Annotated in this window: 14 protein-coding genes and 1 pseudogene; 10 read left to right on the forward strand and 5 right to left on the reverse strand. The window is 66.7% G+C overall.

Annotated features, from left to right (window positions below):
• The first annotated feature begins 235 nt into the window (after nucleotides 1-235).
• The 5 genes from G3N99_RS16595 to G3N99_RS16615 all read left to right on the forward strand — a co-directional run bounded on the left by G3N99_RS16595 (nucleotide 236) and on the right by G3N99_RS16615 (nucleotide 8,039).
• Entirely contained in the window at nucleotides 236-3,754 is a 3,519-nt protein-coding gene (locus G3N99_RS16595) for a pyruvate carboxylase (protein WP_206122940.1), read from the forward strand.
• A 551-nt stretch (nucleotides 3,755-4,305) separates the two neighbouring features.
• Nucleotides 4,306-5,364 (forward strand): LLM class flavin-dependent oxidoreductase, encoded by a 1,059-nt coding sequence (locus tag G3N99_RS16600; RefSeq protein WP_174933288.1) that lies wholly within the window; start codon nucleotides 4,306-4,308, stop codon nucleotides 5,362-5,364.
• A 516-nt stretch (nucleotides 5,365-5,880) separates the two neighbouring features.
• Nucleotides 5,881-6,717: a helix-turn-helix domain-containing protein gene (locus G3N99_RS16605; protein ID WP_241011687.1), complete on the forward strand. Its 837-nt coding sequence runs from the start codon at nucleotides 5,881-5,883 to the stop codon at nucleotides 6,715-6,717.
• 7 nt (nucleotides 6,718-6,724) lie between these two features.
• A complete protein-coding gene (locus G3N99_RS16610; protein WP_174933286.1) occupies nucleotides 6,725-7,513 on the forward strand; it encodes an IclR family transcriptional regulator in 789 nt (262 codons plus the stop codon).
• 112 nt (nucleotides 7,514-7,625) lie between these two features.
• The gene (locus G3N99_RS16615) at nucleotides 7,626-8,039 is read left to right on the forward strand and encodes an SgcJ/EcaC family oxidoreductase (protein WP_174933284.1); all 414 of its coding nucleotides are present in this window, start codon (nucleotides 7,626-7,628) and stop codon (nucleotides 8,037-8,039) included.
• Between the two features lie 45 nt (nucleotides 8,040-8,084).
• Here G3N99_RS16615 and G3N99_RS16620 read toward each other — a convergent pair whose 3' ends face one another.
• Nucleotides 8,085-8,996 (reverse strand): alpha/beta hydrolase, encoded by a 912-nt coding sequence (locus G3N99_RS16620; RefSeq protein ID WP_174938647.1) that lies wholly within the window; start codon nucleotides 8,994-8,996, stop codon nucleotides 8,085-8,087.
• A 27-nt stretch (nucleotides 8,997-9,023) separates the two neighbouring features.
• On the opposite strand from G3N99_RS16620, the gene G3N99_RS16625 reads away from it, so the two are divergent.
• The gene (locus G3N99_RS16625) at nucleotides 9,024-9,305 is read left to right on the forward strand and encodes a hypothetical protein (protein WP_174983605.1); all 282 of its coding nucleotides are present in this window, start codon (nucleotides 9,024-9,026) and stop codon (nucleotides 9,303-9,305) included.
• A 190-nt stretch (nucleotides 9,306-9,495) separates the two neighbouring features.
• Nucleotides 9,496-10,128, forward strand: a complete 633-nt coding sequence (locus tag G3N99_RS16630; protein WP_174938813.1) for a TetR/AcrR family transcriptional regulator — start codon at nucleotides 9,496-9,498, stop codon at nucleotides 10,126-10,128.
• Nucleotides 10,129-10,178: 50 nt separating this feature from the next.
• Here the strand turns inward: G3N99_RS16630 and G3N99_RS16635 are convergent, their stop codons facing one another.
• From G3N99_RS16635 to G3N99_RS16645, 3 genes are all read right to left on the reverse strand, one after another.
• Nucleotides 10,179-11,090, reverse strand: a complete 912-nt coding sequence (locus G3N99_RS16635; protein ID WP_206122942.1) for an alpha/beta hydrolase — start codon at nucleotides 11,088-11,090, stop codon at nucleotides 10,179-10,181.
• 133 nt (nucleotides 11,091-11,223) lie between these two features.
• Nucleotides 11,224-12,333 (reverse strand): porin, encoded by a 1,110-nt coding sequence (locus tag G3N99_RS16640; RefSeq protein WP_206122943.1) that lies wholly within the window; start codon nucleotides 12,331-12,333, stop codon nucleotides 11,224-11,226.
• A 730-nt stretch (nucleotides 12,334-13,063) separates the two neighbouring features.
• On the reverse strand, nucleotides 13,064-14,518 hold the full coding sequence (locus tag G3N99_RS16645) for an MmgE/PrpD family protein (RefSeq protein ID WP_206122944.1): 1,455 nt from the start codon (nucleotides 14,516-14,518) through the stop codon (nucleotides 13,064-13,066).
• A gap of 462 nt (nucleotides 14,519-14,980) precedes the next feature.
• On the opposite strand from G3N99_RS16645, the gene G3N99_RS16650 reads away from it, so the two are divergent.
• The 3 genes from G3N99_RS16650 (at nucleotide 14,981) to G3N99_RS16660 (ending at nucleotide 19,073) form a co-directional block, all read left to right on the forward strand.
• Complete coding sequence (locus G3N99_RS16650; protein WP_206122945.1) at nucleotides 14,981-16,450, forward strand: aldehyde dehydrogenase family protein; 1,470 nt, start codon at nucleotides 14,981-14,983, stop codon at nucleotides 16,448-16,450.
• A gap of 51 nt (nucleotides 16,451-16,501) precedes the next feature.
• Nucleotides 16,502-17,572, forward strand: coding sequence for a zinc-binding dehydrogenase (locus G3N99_RS16655; protein ID WP_206122946.1), 1,071 nt, complete (start codon nucleotides 16,502-16,504; stop codon nucleotides 17,570-17,572).
• Nucleotides 17,573-17,648: 76 nt separating this feature from the next.
• Entirely contained in the window at nucleotides 17,649-19,073 is a 1,425-nt protein-coding gene (locus tag G3N99_RS16660) for an MmgE/PrpD family protein (protein ID WP_206122947.1), read from the forward strand.
• A 257-nt stretch (nucleotides 19,074-19,330) separates the two neighbouring features.
• Here G3N99_RS16660 and G3N99_RS16665 read toward each other — a convergent pair.
• A pseudogene (locus G3N99_RS16665) lies at nucleotides 19,331-19,628 on the reverse strand (CoA ester lyase); the annotation flags it as partial.

Here is a 19,628-nt window from a genome sequence, read left to right on the forward strand (position 1 = left end):
CCGAGCGCCGGCCGACGGGCCGCACGCGCCCGCGCGCCGGCTCGCGACCGGTCGTCTGAATACCATTCGCCGTCGCGATGCCGATTGCGGCTGCCGGAAAGTGTGGCAACAATGCAGGTGGCCGCAAGCGGGCCCGATGCAAAGCGAACGCCGGCGCGCTCCGCGCACCGACCGGCAACTTGATCTGGCGGCGGATGGATCGCGTCGACAGGTTTCATTCAACCTTCAACGATTCATGGCTGCCGTGACTCCAACTCCCATCCAGTCCATCCTGATCGCGAACCGCTCGGAAATCTCGATTCGTGTGATGCGTGCCGCCGCCGAGCTGAACATCCGCACGGTGGCGATCTATTCGAAGGAAGACCGCCTGGCGCTGCATCGCTTCAAGGCGGACGAGAGCTACCTGATCGGCGAAGGCCGCAAGCCGCTTGCCGCGTATCTCGACATCGACGACATCCTGCGCGTTGCACGGCAGGCCAACGTCGATGCGATCCACCCCGGCTACGGCTTCCTGTCCGAGAACCCCGAGTTCGCGCAGGCCGTGATCGATGCGGGGATCCGCTGGATCGGCCCGTCGCCCGACGTGATGCGTACGCTCGGCAACAAGGTGGCCGCGCGCAACGCGGCGATCGCTGCCGGCGTGCCGGTGATGCCCGCGACCGCACCGCTGCCGGACGATCTCGCCGTCTGCAAGGCGCTGGCCGCCGAAGTCGGCTACCCGCTGATGCTGAAGGCGAGCTGGGGCGGCGGCGGGCGCGGGATGCGCGTGCTCGAGAACGAGCGCGACCTCGAGACGCTGCTGCCCGTGGCGCGGCGCGAGGCGCTGGCCGCGTTCGGCAACGACGAGGTGTATGTCGAGAAGCTCGTGCGCAATGCGCGCCACGTCGAGGTGCAGGTGCTCGGCGATACGCACGGCACGGTCGTGCACCTGTACGAGCGCGACTGCACGGTGCAGCGGCGCAATCAGAAGGTGGTCGAACGCGCGCCCGCGCCGTACCTCGATCGAGACGGCCGGCAAGCGCTGTGCGAGTCCGCGCTGCGCCTGATGCGTGCGGTCGGTTATACGCATGCGGGCACCGTCGAGTTCCTGATGGATGCCGACACCGGCCAGTTCTACTTCATCGAAGTGAATCCGCGCATCCAGGTCGAGCACACGGTGACCGAGATGATCACCGGCATCGACATCGTGAAGGCGCAGATCCGCATCACGGAAGGCGGGCGGATCGGGCTGGCGGAGGATGCAACCGATGGCGACGGTACGATCGTCGCGCGCGCGGCCGGCGTGCCGGAGCAGCACGCGATTCCGCTGAACGGCAACGCGCTGCAATGCCGGATCACGACCGAGGATCCGGAGAACGACTTCCTGCCCGATTACGGGCGGCTCACCGCCTATCGCAGCGCGGCCGGCTTCGGCGTGCGGCTCGATGCGGGCACGGCGTACGGCGGCGCGGTGATCACGCCGTACTACGACTCGCTGCTCGTGAAGGTCACGACGTGGGCGCCGACCGCGGCCGAATCGATTCACCGGATGGATCGCGCGCTGCGCGAGTTCCGGATTCGCGGCGTCACGTCGAACCTGCAGTTCCTCGAGAACGTGATCAACCATCCGGCCTTCATCGCGGGCGAGGTGACGACGCGCTTCATCGACAGGACACCTGAACTGCTCGAATTCGCGAAGCGCGGCGACCGCGCGACGAAGCTGCTGCGCTATCTCGGCGAGTTGAACGTAAACGGCAACGCCGAGATGAGCGGCCGCACGCTGCCGGCGCTGCCGCTGCAGAAGCCGGTGCTGCCGAAGATCGATACGACGGCGGCGATCCCGGTCGGCACGCGCGATCGTCTGCGCGAGCTTGGGCCGGAGAAGTTCTCGCAGTGGATGCTCGACCAGAAGCAGGTGCTGCTGACCGACACGACGATGCGCGATGCGCACCAGTCGCTGTTCGCGACGCGCATGCGCACGGCCGACATGCTGCCGATCGCGCCGTTCTACGCACGCGAGCTGTCGCAGCTGTTCTCGCTCGAATGCTGGGGCGGCGCGACCTTCGACGTCGCGCTGCGGTTCCTGAAGGAAGACCCGTGGGAGCGGCTCGCGCTGCTGCGCGAACGCGTGCCGAACATCCTGTTCCAGATGCTGCTGCGCGGCTCGAACGCGGTAGGCTATACGAACTACGCGGACAACGTCGTGCGCTTCTTCGTGCAGCAGGCCGCGAGCGCGGGCGTCGATTTGTTCCGCGTGTTCGATTCGCTGAACTGGGTGCGCAACATGCGCGTGGCGATCGACGCGGTGGGCGAGAACGGGATGCTGTGCGAAGGCGCGATCTGCTACACCGGCGACCTGTTCGACCCGTCGCGTTCGAAGTACGACCTCAAGTACTACGTCGGCATCGCGCGCGAACTGCAGCAAGCCGGCGTGCACGTGCTCGGCATCAAGGACATGGCCGGCATCTGCCGCCCGCAGGCCGTCGCGACGCTCGTGAAGGCGCTGAAGGAAGAAACCGGGCTGCCCGTGCATTTCCACACGCACGACACGAGCGGCATCGCCGCGGCGTCGGTGCTCGCGGCGGTCGAAGCGGGCTGCGACGCGGTGGATGGCGCGCTCGACGCGATGAGCGGGCTCACGTCGCAGCCGAACCTGTCGAGCATCGCGGCGGCGCTGGCCGGCGGTGCGCGCGATCCGGGCCTCAATGCCGATCGCCTGCACGAAGCATCGATGTACTGGGAAGGCGTGCGCCGCTACTACGCGCCGTTCGAATCGGAGATCCGCGCGGGCACGGCCGACGTCTATCGCCACGAGATGCCCGGCGGCCAGTACACGAACCTGCGCGAGCAGGCGCGCTCGCTCGGCATCGATCATCGCTGGACCGAGGTGTCGCGTGCCTACGCTGACGTGAACCGGCTGTTCGGCGACATCGTGAAGGTCACGCCGACGTCGAAGGTGGTCGGCGACCTCGCGCTGATGATGGTCGCGAACGATCTCGGCGTGGACGACGTGCGCAACCCGGACAAGGACATCGCGTTCCCCGAGTCGGTCGTGTCGCTGTTCAAGGGCGAGCTCGGCTTCCCGCCGGACGGCTTCCCGGCGGCGCTGTCGCGCAAGGTGCTCAAGGGCGAGCCGCCGGCGCCGTATCGCCCGGGCGACCAGATTCCGCCGGTCGATCTCGACGCGGCGCGCGTGCAGGCCGAGGCCGCCTGCGAGCAGCCGCTCGACGATCGGCAACTGGCGTCGTACCTGATGTATCCGAAGCAGACGATCGACTACTACGCGCACGTTCGCGCGTACAGCGACACGTCCGTGGTGCCGACGCCGGCGTTCCTGTACGGGCTGCAGCCGCAGGAGGAGGTGGCGATCGACATCTCGCCGGGCAAGACGCTGCTGGTGTCGCTGCAGGGCCAGCACGCGGATGCGCAGGACGGCATCGTGAAGGTGCAGTTCGAGCTGAACGGCCAGTCGCGCTCGGCGCTCGTCGAGCAGAAGACCGTCGTTCACGCGGGCAAGGAGCGGCATGGGCTGCAGCGTGCCGATCCGGCCAATCAGCTGCACATTGCCGCGCCGATGCCGGGCTCGGTGGTGACGGTGGCCGTGCAGCCGGGGCAGCGCGTGACGGCCGGCACGACGCTGATCGCGCTCGAGGCGATGAAGATGGAAACGCACATCGCGGCGGAGCGCGACTGCGAAATCGCGGCCGTGCACGTGAAGCCCGGTGAGCGGGTTGCGGCGAAGGATCTGCTGATCGAGCTGAAGGGAGCGGACTGAAGTGTGCCGACTGCACGGTGATTGCGACTGATCGCGTGCTAGGGTGCCGTGCAGTGACGCACGGATGATCGCGGCATACCTGAAAGGCAGGGAGGCGTGCCGGCACGTAGCGAGTTGTGCGGTGCGCGTTGTTCGGCTTTTTTCCCAAAAGCCGGTTGGTAACGGCTCCCGCGCGGAGCTGTTACCACTCGCGCCGTCAACATTCTAAAAATCCTGCTCTAGCGTCAACGGGTCGATCCTGACATGCAGCACTCGCCGTCAGGTCGACCGGTCGCTTTCTCGATGGCGTGCCCACCGCGCCGAACCTCTCCGCCGCACGTTTCCGCTCCGTCACCTCCTCTCCGTGATCCGGTTCGAGTGCCCGTCGAACTGTTCCGCATCAATCGCGTATTGCGTTATCTGTGCGCTTGCTATTCGTTTCGATATGCGCGTCATATCGATATGAGAAATGACCGAAACGCGGCAGTCGCACGTTCTCCATAATCGAAAACGCATCTGAAATGGCTGCCCATCCGACGCTTCTCGACGCTTCTTCATGACAACCCGGGCCAATGACGAAGGACAAGAAAGTGAGCAACGTACGCATTGATCAAATTGCCTTCCTGACAACGGGAAATTACCCCGGCGAAGACGCAGCGGAGGGATTCGAGCGGGCGCTCGACCTGTTCCACGCGGGCGAGGCGCTCGGCTACGACGGTGCCTGGATAAGGCAACGCCATCTCGAGCGCGCCGTCTCGTCGGCCACCACGTTTCTCGCGGCGGCGAGCCAGCGCACGACGCGGATCGGATTGGGCACGGCGGTCATCCAGATGGGATACGAGAATCCGTTCCGTCTGGCCGAGGATCTCGCCACCGTCGACGTGCTGTCGCGCGGGCGCCTCAACGTCGGACTCAGCGCAGGTGCGCCGATTCACGGGGCGCTGCTGGGCGAACGCCTGTTCGACACCGATCCGGAACTGGTCGATTTCTCGCATGCGCGCCTGGCCCGGCTGCGCCGCAATCTCGCCGGCGACTGGCTCGGTGACGAAGACACGTTCGTGGAATCCGCCGCAGGCAAGGTCCGGCCGCGCGTGAGCCCCTTTGCGCCCGGCTTGACGGGGCGGCTCTGGTACGGCGCGGGGTCTACGCGGTCGGCCGAATGGGCCGCCCGGAACGGCTTCAACCTGCTGATCGCCAACGTGACCACGGGCGAGGGCACCGACAGCTATCTCGACGCGCAGTTGCGGCAACTGGCGTTGTATCGCGACCATTGGCACGAAGCCCACGCGCCGCGCATCTCGCTGGGGCGCGTGATCGTCCCGACCGACGGCGCGAGCGCGAAAGAGCGCGAACGCTATCGCGCGTTTGCGGACGCGCGTCATGCCCGCACGCTGGCGCCACAGGGTGAGCGACGCACGCTGTACGCGCCGGATCTCGTCGGCACGTCGGATGAAATCCTGGAGCGGCTGCTGGCCGATCCGGTGGTCGGACAGGTGCGGGAACTGCGCGTCGAACTGCCCTACAACCTGCCGTTCGAGAATTATCTGCAGATTCTCGACGATGTCATGACGCGCATCGCACCGGCACTCGGCTGGCGTCCCGCCGATCGGCGCGAACAGGCTGCGGCCTGAGCGGCGGCGCGTATGCAGATCGCGACCGGGGGCGAACGCCGCGCCGGTCCGCGTCGACTTCATCATTCGCACGCGTACCGCGTCCTGTCGCGCGAGCCGGCCGCGGCGGCGATCGATTGACTGGACGTCCGGTACGCATCGTTCGCGGGCGATCGCGCGGGCGGGCTCAACCAGCCGCGTAACGCGCAACGGCGTCGATCGATCGCCGACACCGACGGAATCGGTGCCATGTTCCGTACTTCGATCGCTCCCGGCGCTTGCGTTCCGTCTCGAACAGGTCGCCCAAGCCCGATCCTGTGCCCGAAGCCCGCTATCATCATTTCAGCCGACATTCCAAAGTACGGAACATATCGTCGCTACACTTTGACTCGATTCCGGTTGGCTCGTGTAATGCAAGACATCGGATGGCCGCACGTTGCGAGCAACCGGTTCACGCAGTTCATGGCCGCTTTCAGAGCCGAATCGAGACAAACGGAGCAATCGATGTCGCCGCAGGCAACCCGGGCAGCGCCGCGCATGTCAGCGCAGGAAGACGCGAATTGGCACGACGCGTCGATCGGAGACGGTGAGAGCCAGGACGGCGGGCACGCGTCCCGCGCGATGGTCGTGCCGCTCGCGCGCAGCCTGGCGATACTGGCCGCGTTTTCGCCGCATGCGCCGTGGCTCGGCAATCAGGAACTCGTGAGCGAAACGGGCATTCCGGCGCCGACGGTGTCGCGAATGGTGCGCTCGCTCGTCGCGCTCGGCTACCTTCACTATTCGTCGCAGCGTCGCAAGTACCGGCTGGCAGCCCCCGTGCTGTCGCTCGGCTATGCCGCGATCGCGCATTCCAACGTTCAACTGCTGGCCCGCCTCGAAATGCAGGCGTTTGCGAACGCGAACGAAACCTATGTGATGCTCGGCACGCGCGACCGTCTCGACGTGATCGTGCTGGAAACGTGCGCGGGCAAGCCGGCGTCGGTCGATCTGAAGCTGCACGCGGGCACGCGGCTGCGCATCGCATCGTCGCCGATGGGCTGGGCGCTGCTGGCGGCATTGCCGGAACTCGAGCGCTTCTACCTGCTCGGCAACATCGAACGCAAGACGGGGCGCGACTGGCCCAACCTGCGCCGCCGCATCAGCGAGGGCATTTCCCAGGTGCACAACGTCGGCTACTGCATGTCGCTCGGCGAATGGGAGCCGGATCTCACGATTCTCGCCGTGCCGCTGGTCGTCCAGGATCACACGCCGCTCGTGCTGGCCTGCATCGGCCGCAGCGCGCGGCTGGGGCGCGCGCGGGTCGAACGGGAACTCGGGCCGCGGCTCGTGGCGGCCGCGCAGCACTTGCAGGAGCAGGCGGTCGTGATCGACTGAAGCGAACATGAACACGACCGACAAGCAACAAGGCGTCACGCTGACCGTCGAACGCGGGCTCGAAGTGCTCCACGCCTTTCGCGCGGCCCGCGCGCCGTTGTCCAACGCGGAGCTGGTGCGGCGCACCGGACTGCCGAAAGCCACGGTGTCCCGCCTGACGACGACGCTGATCTCGATCGGCTATCTGCGCCGGGTGGGCGGCGGGCGCCAGTTCGAACTCAGCGCCGGTGCATTGAGCATCGGCCACGCGTATCTCGAAGCGAATCCCGTCACGCGCCTCGTCACGCCGGTGATGCAGAAGCTCGCCGACAAGCTGAACCTGTCGGTTGCGCTGGCCGTCCCGCATCGGCTCGACATGGTCTACATCGCGTGGCGCGCGAGCGCCCGGATCGCCACGCTGCGCCTGGGCGTCGGGTCGCTGCTGCCGATGGCGTCGACCGCGGTCGGGCGCGCGTATCTGTACGCGCTGCCGGACGCGATGCGCGAGCCGCTGATCGCCGCGCTGCTCGAAGCGGCCGGCGACGATGCGGGCACGGTGCGCGAGAACCTCGAGGCGGCGTTCGAGGATCTGCGGCAGACGGGCGTCTGCATGTCGGTGGGCGAATATCAGCGCAATGCGTATGGCGTCGCGGTGCCGATCGTGGTCGGCCGGACCCGCACGCTGATGGCGCTGAATTGCGGCGCGGTGGAACTGGAGCCGGACATGGCGGCGATCCGCCAGCGCGTCGCGCCCGAACTGAAGACGGCGGCGGAAACGCTGTCCGTGATCCTGAGCGATATCGACTGCGAGCCTTGATGCGCATGTCATGAGGTCGCGCACCGGCAGCATGCGCGATGGCGCGCAATCATCTAACTAATGGTAGTTACTTTGACGTATTCGGCGTTTCCGATACAAGGAGAAGTGGACGATGGTTGGAGTGAACGACGTTCCCGGCCCCGCGCTGGCGATCGTGCAGGCCGCGTGGAACGCGGCTGCGCAAAACTGGAATCCGGACGCGCTGGCCGGCGTCTATACGGCCGACGCGTTGTTCTTCGGCGGCCGGCCCGGGCACTCGACCGGGCCTGACGCGATTCACGCGTACTTCGCGTCGTACGTCGGCGTGATCCGGTCGGCGACGCTGGAACTGGTGGAGCAACACTTCATCCGGTTCGGCGACGACTGCTTTCTCGCGCAAGGGTACGGCGAATTCGCGTTCGTGCTCGGCGACGGCAACACGTCGCGTTCGCGGTTGCGCACGACGCTCGTGATCGCGTCGCAGGCGGGTGAATGGAAGATCCGCCAGCATCATTTCTCGACGTCGCCCGAGACGCCGCCGATCTGAACTGACGCGCATGGCCGATACGGTGCGTGCCGCATCGGCCGGAACTCAAGCGGCGTTGACGTGACGCATCAGGAACGCCTCGGCGGCTTCACCGAACACGTCGTTGCGATCGCCGGCGACCATGTGGCCCGCGGCGGCGACGTTCACGTATTCCGCGTGCGGGCAGAGTTCGAGAAACTCGCGCACGCCTGCTTCGCTGACCACGTCCGAACTGCCGCCGCGCACCAGCAGCGTGGGCAGCGTCAGGTTGCGTGCGCAGGCCGAGAAGCGGGTGTGACGCGACGGCAGGTCGATCGTGCGGGCCAGGAATTGCGGGTCCCAGTGCCAGTGATAGCGGCCGTCGTCGCCGAGCCGGACGTTCTTCGACAGGCCGGCCGGATTGCCCGGGCGCGTGCGGTTCGAGCGGTAGCGGCCGATCGCATCGGCGACTTCGTCGAGCGAGCCGAAGCCGTCGGCGTTCTGCGCCATGAAGGTGCGGATGCGTGCGACGCCGGTCGGCTCGGTGTACGGCACGATGTCGACGAGGATCAGCGCGCGCGCGTCGACCTGATGCTCGCCGATCGCGACGAGGCCCGTGCCGCCACCCAGCGATGCGCCGATCAGCGCGGGGCGACGCCCGCCGAGCGTGGCGACGATCTGGCGCAGATCGCGGACGAATGCATCCTGGTCGTAGTCGCCGTCGGCGCTCCAGTCCGAGTCGCCGTGTCCGCGCGCGTCGTAGGCGAGCGCGAAGTAGCCGGCGTCGGCCAGCCGTTCGCCGGTGCCGCCCCACGCATGACGCGTCTGGCCGCCCCCGTGCAGCAGCACGACCGGCGGCGCGTCCGGGTGCCCCCACGTATCGCCGGCGAGCCGCACGCCGTCCGCGCCTTGCCACAGGTGCATCGGATCGGGGGTGCCGGGAAGCCGGCTGCCGGAATTCGTCGGGGCGGGGGTGAACGGGGTGGTCGATGGATGCATGGGCGTGACGAGGGTCGGCTGAAGGGGATGGGCGGGCGGATCGGGCAGCCCGACGATGCTTCAAACTTCGCCGGTGCGGACGCGAGTGTCAACGTGCGGACGTGCGCCGTTCCGTACAGTGACGCCGCGCGCGGCATGCCGCGCGGCGCGCGTGTCGACGGTGACGGCGCGCACGACGTCGAGCGTTTCCGCTGGAATCAGGAGATTCAGGCAATCGTGACGATGATGACGTGCGCCCGGCAAGCCGGCCGGCGGCAACCCGATGCGCTGGCCCGCCTGGTGAAATTGGGCTACCCTCTCGAACATTAGTTTTGTACCGGATGGCGGTGGGCAAGAGGATCAGGCAGTATCGCGGGGAAACGGCGCGCGCTGCCGCCGGGCCCGGCTGCGCCGATGCGGCGCGCGGCTTCCTCATTCATCTTGATGCTTGATAACAGACGGCTGATACACGAACGTGCGTAAGAAAAATGTAAATCCCAGCGCGGATACGCGGGAAACCTTGTTGCGGCTCGCCGCGCGTTCCTTTGCGACGCAGGGCTATGCGGCGACGACGATGCGTTTCATCGCGGATCAGGCGGGGATCGAGGCGGCCAGCATCTACTATCACTTCTCGTCGAAGGAGGAGCTGGTCGACGTCGTGATGGAGCACGGTGCGGAGAGCATCGTGCAGCACATCAACGAGCACTTCGCAGCGCTGCCGCCCGGTGCGACGGCCGACGCGCGCTTCAAGGCGGCGCTGATCGGGCAGATGAGCGCGCTGATCAAGTTCGGCGACTACGCGCTCGCGCACAGCCGGCTCCTGACCCAGCTTCCCGACAAGGTGCGGGAGCGCCAGGTCAAGCGGCGCGAGCGGCATCAGCAGCTCTGGACCGCGGTGTTCGACGACCTGCGCGCCGAAGGGTGGCTGCGTGAAGACGTCGACGATGCGCTGTGCCGCGTCTTCGTGCTCGGCTGCATCAACTCGGTCCAGACCTGGTTCGATCCGAAGAAAGGGTCGCTCGACCACGTCGCGGACCAGCTCGTCACGATGTTCTTCGAAGGCGTGCAGCCGGCCGCGAAGGCTCCTGCCGCAAAAGCACCCGCCGCGAAAACGCGGCGCGGCAGCCGCAAGACGGAACTCGCTGCGTCCTGACCTCGCACCACCGCTAGCGGCCGGCCCTGCGACACCGTGCGGCCGCCGCGTCAGGCGGCCGCGTGCAGCGGCATCGCCGGATCGTGCGCCGCCTGGCGTGCGAGAAAGCGCAGCACGGCCTGGGCGAACAGGTCGTAGTGTTCTCCTGTCACCGTGTGGCCGGCGTCCTGCACGTCCGCATAGTCGGCGTGTGGGCACAGCTTCAGGAATTCGCGCACGCCGTTCTCGCTGACGATCTCCGACGCTTCGCCGCGCACGAGCAGGGTCGGCAGCTTCAGGCGGCGCGCGCTCGCCGAAAAGCGTGCATGGCGGCGCGTCAGGTCGCGCGGCCACGCAAGAAAGAGCGGATCCCAATGCCACCGGTATTTGCCGTCGTCGTAGCGCAGGCTGCGGGTCACGCTTTCCTGCGACAGCGCATGCGCCGGCAGCGAACGATAGCGACGGATCGCGTCGGCCGCCTCGTCGGGCGACCCGAACCCTTCCGCGGGCTGCCGCATGAACGAATGCAGGCGTGACGCGCCGTCGGGTTCGATGTGCGGCGTGATGTTGACGAGCACGAGCGCCTGCGCGTCGAGATACCCTTCGCCGACGGCGAGCAGGGCCGTGCCGCCGCCCAGCCCGGCGCCGACCAGGATCGGCCGCCGGCCGTCGAGCGTGGCGACCACGCGCTCGAGATCGCGGATCATCGCGCCCTGGCTGTAGTTGGCGGTCGGCGACCAGCCCGAATCCCCGTGGCCGCGCGCATCGAAGGCGATCGCATGAAAGCCCGCGTCACCGAGCGATCGGGCCATGCCGGCCCACGCATGGCGCGTCTGCCCGCTGCCGTGCAGCAGGATGACGGGCGTGCCAGTGGGGTCGCCCCATGCACTGCCCGCCAGTTCAATCCCGTCCCTGGTTTGCCACGTACGCGGCGTACCGGTCAGGCAAGCCGCGTGTGTTCCCGTCTTCATCGAAGTATTCATGATCCGTTGCTTCCCGCGTTGCGCTGCCGCGCCGCGCTGAAATCGACCCGTACAGGCATAAGGTCGCGGCGGCATGCAGCCGGGTCAATCGGGATCGATGAAACGTTCCGTACTCCGGTCGAATTGCGCGTGATCAGAACTTCTTGTTGATCCCGACGATGGTGCCGATGGTCGTGCCCCGCGTGCCGTACAGCGCGTTGTCGATCGACAGCCCGGTTTTCTCGGTGCCGCGGTTGTTGGCCGCGCCGATCTCCCAGTACAGCGACGTCGCTTTCGACAGGAAATACCGGGTCGTCAGTGCGCCCATGATCGAGCGATTGTCCGAGTTATGCGGGTCGCGGAAGTACCACACGCCCGAGTTGATATCGAGCTGCGGAACCGGGTAGTAATCGAAGCCGAGATTCCACACGTTGTTGGTGCCGCCGTTCACGGCGCCGCCGACGATCGTCGTGGGCACCTTGAAGCTGGTGAACGACCCCTTCACCGTGACCGGGCCGAAGGTGTAGCCCGCGCCGATCATGCGCCCGAAGAACGGCTGCTGGAACGCCGTGAGCGTCGCCGTGCTGTTCCCCGAACTCGAGTCGTACATCGCCGCGTTGATGACGAGGCCGCGATACGCGTAGCGCAGGGCGACCGAATACTGCTGCCCCGCGCGAATGTCGCCGGCGACGCCGCCGGGCGCATACATTGCGCGCGCGGAAAAGCCGGCGATCTGCGGGCTCGTATAGGTGATCGCGTTGGGATTGAACGTGCCCACGAAGGTCTGGTCGGCATAGACCGAGAACGCGGTGCCGAACTGTCCGGCGTTGCGCGGATCGGATTCGTAGATCGCCAGCACGAACGGCGAATACTGCACGCCGGCCTTCAGTTCGCCGTAGCGGCCGCTGAGCGCGAGCCATGCCTGCCGCCCGAAGAAGTTGCCGTTGCTGTTGTCGTTGCCGCCGTTGGCCACGCTGAAGCCGTTTTCCAGCTTGAACGTGACCTTCATCCCGCCGCCGAGGTCTTCCTGCCCGAGCAGGCCGAAATTGGACGGTTCCAGCCCGCCGTTGATCAGCCCGAACTGCTTGCCGCTGTTGCCGCCGGTCGCCGCATTGCGCGTCTTGCTGGTGTACAGGAAGCCCGTATCCAGCGTGCCGTACAGCGTGACGCTGCTTTGCGCCCAGGTCCAGGCCGGCAGGATCGAGACGCCAAGCACGAGGATCGTTTTCTTCTTGAAGAAGCCGGGCAAGGGGCGAACATTCATTTCGTTATCCGAATCTAATAATGGTCTTGAAAGGAATCGCTTCTGGTGAACTCGGTGTGGCAGCGAATGACGGTGAAATCCTCCGGCGACGATGGCCGTCATCCCGTCGCCTTCAATCTAACGTTCGGTAGAGTGAAGGTCAGAGGATTGAATCTCCATTGGGTCTAACCCGCATCGGATGCGTGCCTGCCCGACTGCGCGAATCGGCACGTTCCGTACTTCAATGGCGATCAGGACGGAAAAATCCGGAATATCATTCGTCATGCGTAGTAATTTTCCCCGGCATCGATGGCGGCGGCGGGGATGGGATCGATGTCATTCGCGTGCAGCCGGTGGAGATGACGCGTTGTCACATTTCGTCGAGCGGAACGACGCGTTCTGACGGATTTTTTATCGATGGGATCCGCGGCATGAATCCGGCCTGGAAATGTGTTGCCGGATATTTCATGCGCGGATCGTACGGACGCGTTTGGGCACGACACGCACCGTGTGCGCGGCGTTGATGAAGGAGGCGGCGTGTTGCGTCAGCGACGAGCGAAAGACGTCGATCGATCCGGACGAGGCGATGCGTGCATCGAAGCGTCCGATGCGAAGGGCGCACTGCGCGTTTCAAGTCCGGATTCGATGCGGGTGCGAATTGTCTCCTTGAGGAATGTGTATTCGTGCCGCGGTACGTCGCCGCGACACGATGCGTGGTTTCAGCCGTGCCGAAACGGCAACGGCGGCACGCTCAGCCCGCCGATCGTGCCCGCGAGCCGGCCCGGGCGGAATCGGGGTCGAGCAGGCGCATGATCGAAGCCACGTCGTCCGCGCGTTCGAGCGTGAAGACCGCATCGATCACGTCGTCGATCCGGCCGGCAGGCAGCACGTCCTCGACGTTGCAGCGGAATTTCGCGATCAGTTCGTCGTCGGTCATCAGGCTTGCCGGGTCCGGCGACGGGCTGCCCTTCGGGTAACGCCGCTCGTCGACGAACGTCTGGCCGCGCGCGGACACTTCGAGCTTCGCCGGCCGGCTGGCGGCGTGGCCGGACAGCAATTCGACGTAGTTCGGATGCACTTCGTGCGTGACCTTGTCCATCAGCGCCATCACGGACGGCCCGAAGACGAGCGCCGGGTCCTGCCAGGCCTTGCCGGGCGGCGGGCGATGCGCGCCGAGCGCGAGGCCGTGCGCGATGCTGAACTGCGCGTCGTGAACGTGTTCGATGTTCCGGTTGAGCCACACGGGCTGCTCGACGAAACCCTCGACCCACGCCTTGATGCCGGTGATTTCGTGCGGCGCGATGTCGTTGGTTTCGACGATGTCGGTGAGGCCGTCGAGCAGCGCGTGAAGAATGCGGCAATGCGGGTAGGGCTTGAACGCCTGTTCGGACGGAAAGCGCCAGTCGGTACCCAGCGCGTCGGTGATGTGCTGCGGCTCCCAGCGTTGCGTGCCGATGAAGCGCGGGAAGCCGTATTCGCGATCGTCGAGGATCTGCGTGTCGCCGCGATGGCCGAGTTCGGCCATGTGCGCGGCCGTCATCGCCGCCTGCGTGAGCGCGCCCGCAAGCAGGTACTTGATCGTCGAGCTCGGCGCGTGCTGAAACCACGCGACCTGCGAATTCACCGGCGCGATGCTGCCGGCGATGCCGAGCGCGTTCGGCAGTACGCCGGGCGGTAGCGCCTTCAGCCTGACGATCGCGGCGGTCGCACCGAACACGGTGCTGCTGTAGCCGTACACGGGCGGCGGCGCGACCTTGCCGTCCCGCGTATCGCGCAGGTAATCCATCGCCTTGCCGATGCGATACGACATTTCGTGCGACAGCGCCATCGCCTCGATCAGCGCTCTGCCGCTCGCATGCGACGTCTCGGCGACGGCGAGCGCACCAGGCAGCACGTACGGCGTGACGTGGCCGGGCGGCACCACGGCGTCCATGTCGAGCGCATTGATGAGTTCGCCGTTCGCGAAAGCCGCGCCGAACATCGACACGCGCTCGCCGGTGCCGATGATGGTCGCGTCGCCGTGGCCGCCCGTCAGTCGCGCATAGTCGATGCCGATGCGCCCCTTCGGTTCGTCGACGGCGGCGACCGCGCAACCGATCGAGTCGAGCAGGATGCGCTTGCACGCATCGACGACGGGAGCAGGGAGCTGATCGTAACGGGTGCCGGCGGTGAAGTCCGCGAGCTGCTGGATGAGGGTGTCAGGCATGGTGCGGTAGTCCAGTGGGAGAAGCGGTGAGGCGCGATGCGATCGCAGGGCGTCGTGCGTGTGCCCGGGTCATTTAGTCGCGCGTGCGTCGCCGTTCGCAATGCCCGTGTTCGAAGCGTTCCATCCTTCGAAAATTTCGTGCAGTGCAACGTGCGGGCTAGGGGGATTCCCTGATGGGAAATCCGGTCCGGGAAAATAGAATAACTACTGTTTGTTAGGTAAAGCAATACGACGACGCGCGCTCGCCTTGCTCCGCGCGTTGCGCTTCAACATGGATTTCTTCCTCCGACGGGCGCGGTGCATGAGCGCCGTCACACCAGCACGATTCCGGGCCACGCATGCAATACGACGGCGAGTTCGGTCAGGAGTCGATCGACGCGTACACGCAGACCAGGTCGGTCATGCCGCGCAAGTGACTTTCACCCATCAGTTCAGAACAGAACGAATTCAAAGGAGACGCCAGTGAGCGTAAACATTCCGGGCTTCATCGACGGCAACAAGAAACTGCTGATCGGCGGCCAATGGGTCGAGCCGGCGAGCGGCGAGCATATCGAGGCAATCAATCCGGCCACCGGTGAAGTGCTGTGCCACATCGCGAAGGGCGGCACGCAGGACGTGGATCGCGCCGTCGCGGCCGCGCGCCGCGCATTCGAGGGGCCGTGGAGCCGCTTCACGCCGCACGAGCGGCGCAAGTTGCTGCTGCGCGTGCACGACGTCATTCTCGACCACTTCGACGAGCTCGCGCTGATCGAGACGCTCGACATGGGCGCGCCGCTCGCCCGCACGCGCGGCTACAAGGAATGGCTGTCGCAACTGCTGCAGTTCTACGCGTCGCAAACCGGCGCCGGCACGGTGCAGGCCGCGCCGATGTCGATCGCGCCCGGCTTCACCGCGCTCAAGCACCTGATGCCGGTGGGCGTGGTCGGCGGGATCATTCCGTGGAACGGCCCGCTGATGGGGCTGTGGTGGATCTACGGCCCCGCGCTGGCCACCGGTTGCACGGCCGTGCTCAAGCCGGCCGAGGATGCGTCGCTGTCGTCGCTGCGCGTGTCCGAGCTGATGATGGAAGCCGGCGTGCCCGAGGGCGTGATCAACGTGGTGACCGGCTATGGGAAGGACGTCGGCCAGGCGCTGGCCGAGCATCCGGACGTCGACCGGGTCGCCTTCACGGGCTCGGTGGGCACCGCGCAGGCGATCGTGCGCGCGTCGGCCGGCAACCTGAAGCGCCTGCAGCTCGAACTCGGCGGCAAGTCGCCCGACATCGTGTTCGCCGATGCCGATCTCGACAAGGCCGTGCCCGGTGCGGCGATGGGCGTGTTCACCAATACCGGCCAGGTGTGCGTGGCCGGCACGCGGATCTTCGTGCAGCGTGCGATCCACGACGAATTCGTGCAGCGCATCGCCGCGTTCGCGAAGACGATCCGGATCGGCGACGGTCTCGCGCCCGATACGCAGATCGGCCCGCTGATTTCGCAGCGCCAGCTCGAGCGCGTGATGCACTACGTCGACATCGGCGGCAAGGAAGCCCGTCTCGTACACGGCGGCAAGCGCCCGGGCGGCGATCTCGCGCGCGGCTACTTCGTCGAGCCGACGGTGTTCGCCGACGTGCGCAACGACATGACCATCGCGCAGGAGGAAATCTTCGGGCCCGTCGCGTCGGTGATCCCGTTCGACACGACGGAAGAAGCGCTGAAGCTGGCGAACGACACGCCGTACGGCCTGGCCGGCGGCGTGTGGACGAGCAGCCTGTCGACCGCGCACACGGTGTCGCAAGGCATTCGCTCGGGCACGGTCTGGGTCAATTGCTACGGCGTGATCGATCCGGCCGTGGGCTTCGGCGGCACGAAGATGAGCGGCTACGGATGGAAGGGCGGCAAGGAACACGTCGAGAGCTTCCTGTACCCGAAGGCGACCTACATCAACCTGGGCTGAGCCGGCCCGCACGCGCTCGCACCCGTTGCACAACAATCAGGAGACAAGGACATGAAAGGCGTCGTGTTCAGAGGCGAACGGAAGCTGGAGATTCTGGATTTCGAGGATCCGGCGCCCGGCCCCGGCGAGGCCGTGATCGAGATGAAGGCCTCCGGCATGTGCGGCAGCGACCTGCATTTCTATCGCAACAAGCCGGCCGACGTGATCCGCTCGCTGGGTTTCAAGGATCTCGCGTCGCGCGGCATGTCGGAAGACACGCCCGTCATCGGCGGCCATGAGCCGTGCGGCCAGATCGTCGCGGTGGGCGCGGGCGTCGATCCGCGTGCGTTCAAGATCGGCGATCGCGTCGCGGTGTTCCACTACGAGGGCTGCCTGCACTGCGACCACTGCCGCACCGGCTGGACGCAGATGTGCAGCCACGGTGCGGACATCCACGGCGTGATCAAGCATGGCGGCCACGCGCACTACATGAAGGTGCCGGCGACGTCGCTGGTCCAACTGCCCGACGAAGTATCGTTCGCCGCCGGCGCGGCCATTTCGTGCGGCACCGGGACGGCCTGGGGCGCGCTGCTGCGCCTCGACATCAGCGCGCGCGACACGCTCGCGGTGTTCGGGCTGGGCCCGGTCGGGCTGTCGGCCGTGCAACTGGCCGCGGCGATGGGCGTGGAAGTCATCGGGGTGGACATCGCGGCCGATCGCGTTGCCCGTGCGAAGGAATTCGGCGCGACCCACGTGATCGACGGCAGCAAGCAGGACCCGATCGAAGAAATCCAGAAGCTCACCGGCGGCCTGGGCGTGACCTGCTCGATGGACTGCGCGGGCGGCGAAGTGGCGCGTCAGCAGGCCGTGCGCAGCACGCGCCCGTGGGGCCGCATCGCGCTGGTGGCCGTGGGCGGCAACCTCAACGTCGACGGCATGAAGGACGTGATCGGCAAGCAGCGCACCATCATCGGGTCGTACACGTTCTCCGAAGTCGGCATGAAGCAGTGCATCCATTTCGTCGCGGATCACGGCGTGGACATCGACAAGCTGTTCACCGACTACTGGAAGCTCGACCAGGCCGACGAAGCGTACCGGATGTTCGATGCGCAGTCGGGCGGCAAGGGCGCGTTCCTGTTCTGACCCGGTGGAAGAAACGAGCACCTGATGCCCGGACAGGTGCCGGGCCATCCCCATTTCGAATATCGAGGAACCATTCATGAGCATCACCCGAGAGCCCCGGCCCGTTGCGCCGGACAACTGCCCGCCGCTGGAACAAGCGGTGGTGCGCTTCATCCAGGAACTGAAATACGAGCATCTCGATGCGCACGCGCACGCCGGCCTCAACCGGCTGATGCGCGACCAGATCGCGTTGCAGGTCGGCATTTCGAAGCTGCCGTGGTCGGTGCAGCTGCTCGACTACGCGAAGGCCCAGCAGCGCCCGGGCAACAGCCGCGTGAGCGCATCGGCGCTGACGATGAGCGCGGCGGACGCCGCGTTCGTCAACGGCTCGTACGGCCACGGCTTCGAGTACGACGACGCGCACGGCCCCAGCTACAGCCACCCTGGCAGCTGCGTGATTCCGGCTGCGCTCGCGATCGGCGAGGAACTGGGTTCGTCGCTCGAGGACATCATCGTCGCGATGGTAGCCGGTTATGAGGTGTACGCGCGCATCGGCAAGCTGGCTGCCCCCGACCTGTTGCAGCGCGGCTTCCACCCGCATGCCACGCTGTCGAATTTCGGCGCGGCGGCCGTGGCGGCCAAGCTGCGCGGCTTCGACGCCGAAACCACGCTGCACGCGCTCGCGATTGCACTGAGCCATGTGTCGGGCACGACGGAGTACACGTCCACCGGCGGCTCGATCAAGCGGATCCATGCGGGCATCGGCACGCGCAACGGGATGGCGGCGGCCGACATGGCCCGCGCCGGCATCACGGGCCCGCGCGCGTTCCTGAGCGGCAACAAGGGCTTCTTCCGCACGTTGCTGCAACGGCCCGCCGGCGACGCGGCCGAACGGCGCTTCGTGATCGACCAGCCGTTCGAGATCGGCACGGTGTGGCTGAAGGCGTACTGCGCGTGCTACTGCACGCATGCATACATCGATGCGCTGCGGCCGTTCGCGGTGCGCCGCGACGAGATCGCCGACATCCACCTGAAGATCACGCCGCACTTCAACGTCGTCGTCGGCACGGCCAACGCCAACGCGTATACGCCGAAGAACATCGAGCACGTGCAGTTCAGCCTGCCGATCCAGGCGGCGTTGACGCTGCTGGGCCACGGCAATGGCTATCCGGTCCATCGCGACTACCTGGCCGGCAAGGTGGACATGGCGCCGGTCATCGAGATCGCGCGCAGCATCCGCATCACCGAGGCGCCCGAGCTGGAACAGCAGTATCCCGGCAAGTTCGTCGCCGACGTGACGGTGACGTTCAAGGATGGCCGCAGCGAGCACGTATTCGTCGGCGACCCGATCGGCACCGACACGAATCCGATGCCCGAGCACGAGCAGGACGCGAAGTTCATGGACCTGACCCAGGATGTGCTGGGCGCCGAACGGGCCCGGCAACTGCTGGCCGTGCTGCGCGAGTTGAACCCTGCGATGAAGGCCGCCGAGTTGACGCGCATGTGGGCGGTTGAAGGCTAACAGGGAAACCGGCGAGGGGGGGCGCGCAAGCGTCTCCCGGCGCCAAGCGACTGAACGCGGTTCAAAACGATGGGCGGCGTCCGAGTGCCGGACGCCGCCCATTTTTTTCCCATAACTGGCTACCTGTCGGGATGACTGGCCCGCTGCCGCGTTCGACGTGAGCCGCACGAGGGGCGCGACGGTTGCGTCGGTCGTGTCGGTTGCGTCGCTCGCGAGGCAGGCCCCCGAAGTCGCGGATCCTGCCGCGCGGCGATCGATTATTTCCGCGTGCCGGCGATGATCGCCTCGGCCGCGCGGATCACCGGGAGATCGACCATGCGGCCGTCCAGGCTGAACGCGGCCCCACCGTGTTTCGCGGCTTCGTCGATCACGCGGCGCGCCCACGCCTGTTCGTCTGTCGAATAGCCCATCGCGTCATTCACGCCGGCAACCTGCGCCGGGTGGATGCACAGCTTGCCGCCGAAACCGAACGCGCGCGCGCGCCGCGCATCGGCCGTCAGGCGCTCGGCATCGTCGGTGCGCGTGGTCACGCCGTCGATCGGCGCGGGCAGTCGC

The sequence above is a fragment of the Burkholderia sp. Ac-20392 genome (assembly GCF_017104585.1).
GTDB lineage: Bacteria > Pseudomonadota > Gammaproteobacteria > Burkholderiales > Burkholderiaceae > Burkholderia > Burkholderia lata.

What these genes read in the sequence shown, in the direction of transcription:
- G3N99_RS16645 (WP_206122944.1), bottom strand. Translation starts at nt 14,518, where the DNA reads ATGCCTGACACCCTCATCCAGCAGCTCGCGGACTTCACCGCCGGCACC.
- G3N99_RS16640 (WP_206122943.1), bottom strand. Translation starts at nt 12,333, where the DNA reads ATGAATGTTCGCCCCTTGCCCGGCTTCTTCAAGAAGAAAACGATCCTC.
- G3N99_RS16655 (WP_206122946.1), top strand. Translation starts at nt 16,502, where the DNA reads ATGAAAGGCGTCGTGTTCAGAGGCGAACGGAAGCTGGAGATTCTGGAT.
- G3N99_RS16615 (WP_174933284.1), top strand. Translation starts at nt 7,626, where the DNA reads ATGGTTGGAGTGAACGACGTTCCCGGCCCCGCGCTGGCGATCGTGCAG.
- G3N99_RS16625 (WP_174983605.1), top strand. Translation starts at nt 9,024, where the DNA reads ATGGGCGGGCGGATCGGGCAGCCCGACGATGCTTCAAACTTCGCCGGT.
- G3N99_RS16595 (WP_206122940.1), top strand. Translation starts at nt 236, where the DNA reads ATGGCTGCCGTGACTCCAACTCCCATCCAGTCCATCCTGATCGCGAAC.
- G3N99_RS16600 (WP_174933288.1), top strand. Translation starts at nt 4,306, where the DNA reads ATGACGAAGGACAAGAAAGTGAGCAACGTACGCATTGATCAAATTGCC.
- G3N99_RS16605 (WP_241011687.1), top strand. Translation starts at nt 5,881, where the DNA reads ATGTCAGCGCAGGAAGACGCGAATTGGCACGACGCGTCGATCGGAGAC.
- G3N99_RS16610 (WP_174933286.1), top strand. Translation starts at nt 6,725, where the DNA reads ATGAACACGACCGACAAGCAACAAGGCGTCACGCTGACCGTCGAACGC.
- G3N99_RS16635 (WP_206122942.1), bottom strand. Translation starts at nt 11,090, where the DNA reads ATGAATACTTCGATGAAGACGGGAACACACGCGGCTTGCCTGACCGGT.
- G3N99_RS16620 (WP_174938647.1), bottom strand. Translation starts at nt 8,996, where the DNA reads ATGCATCCATCGACCACCCCGTTCACCCCCGCCCCGACGAATTCCGGC.
- G3N99_RS16660 (WP_206122947.1), top strand. Translation starts at nt 17,649, where the DNA reads ATGAGCATCACCCGAGAGCCCCGGCCCGTTGCGCCGGACAACTGCCCG.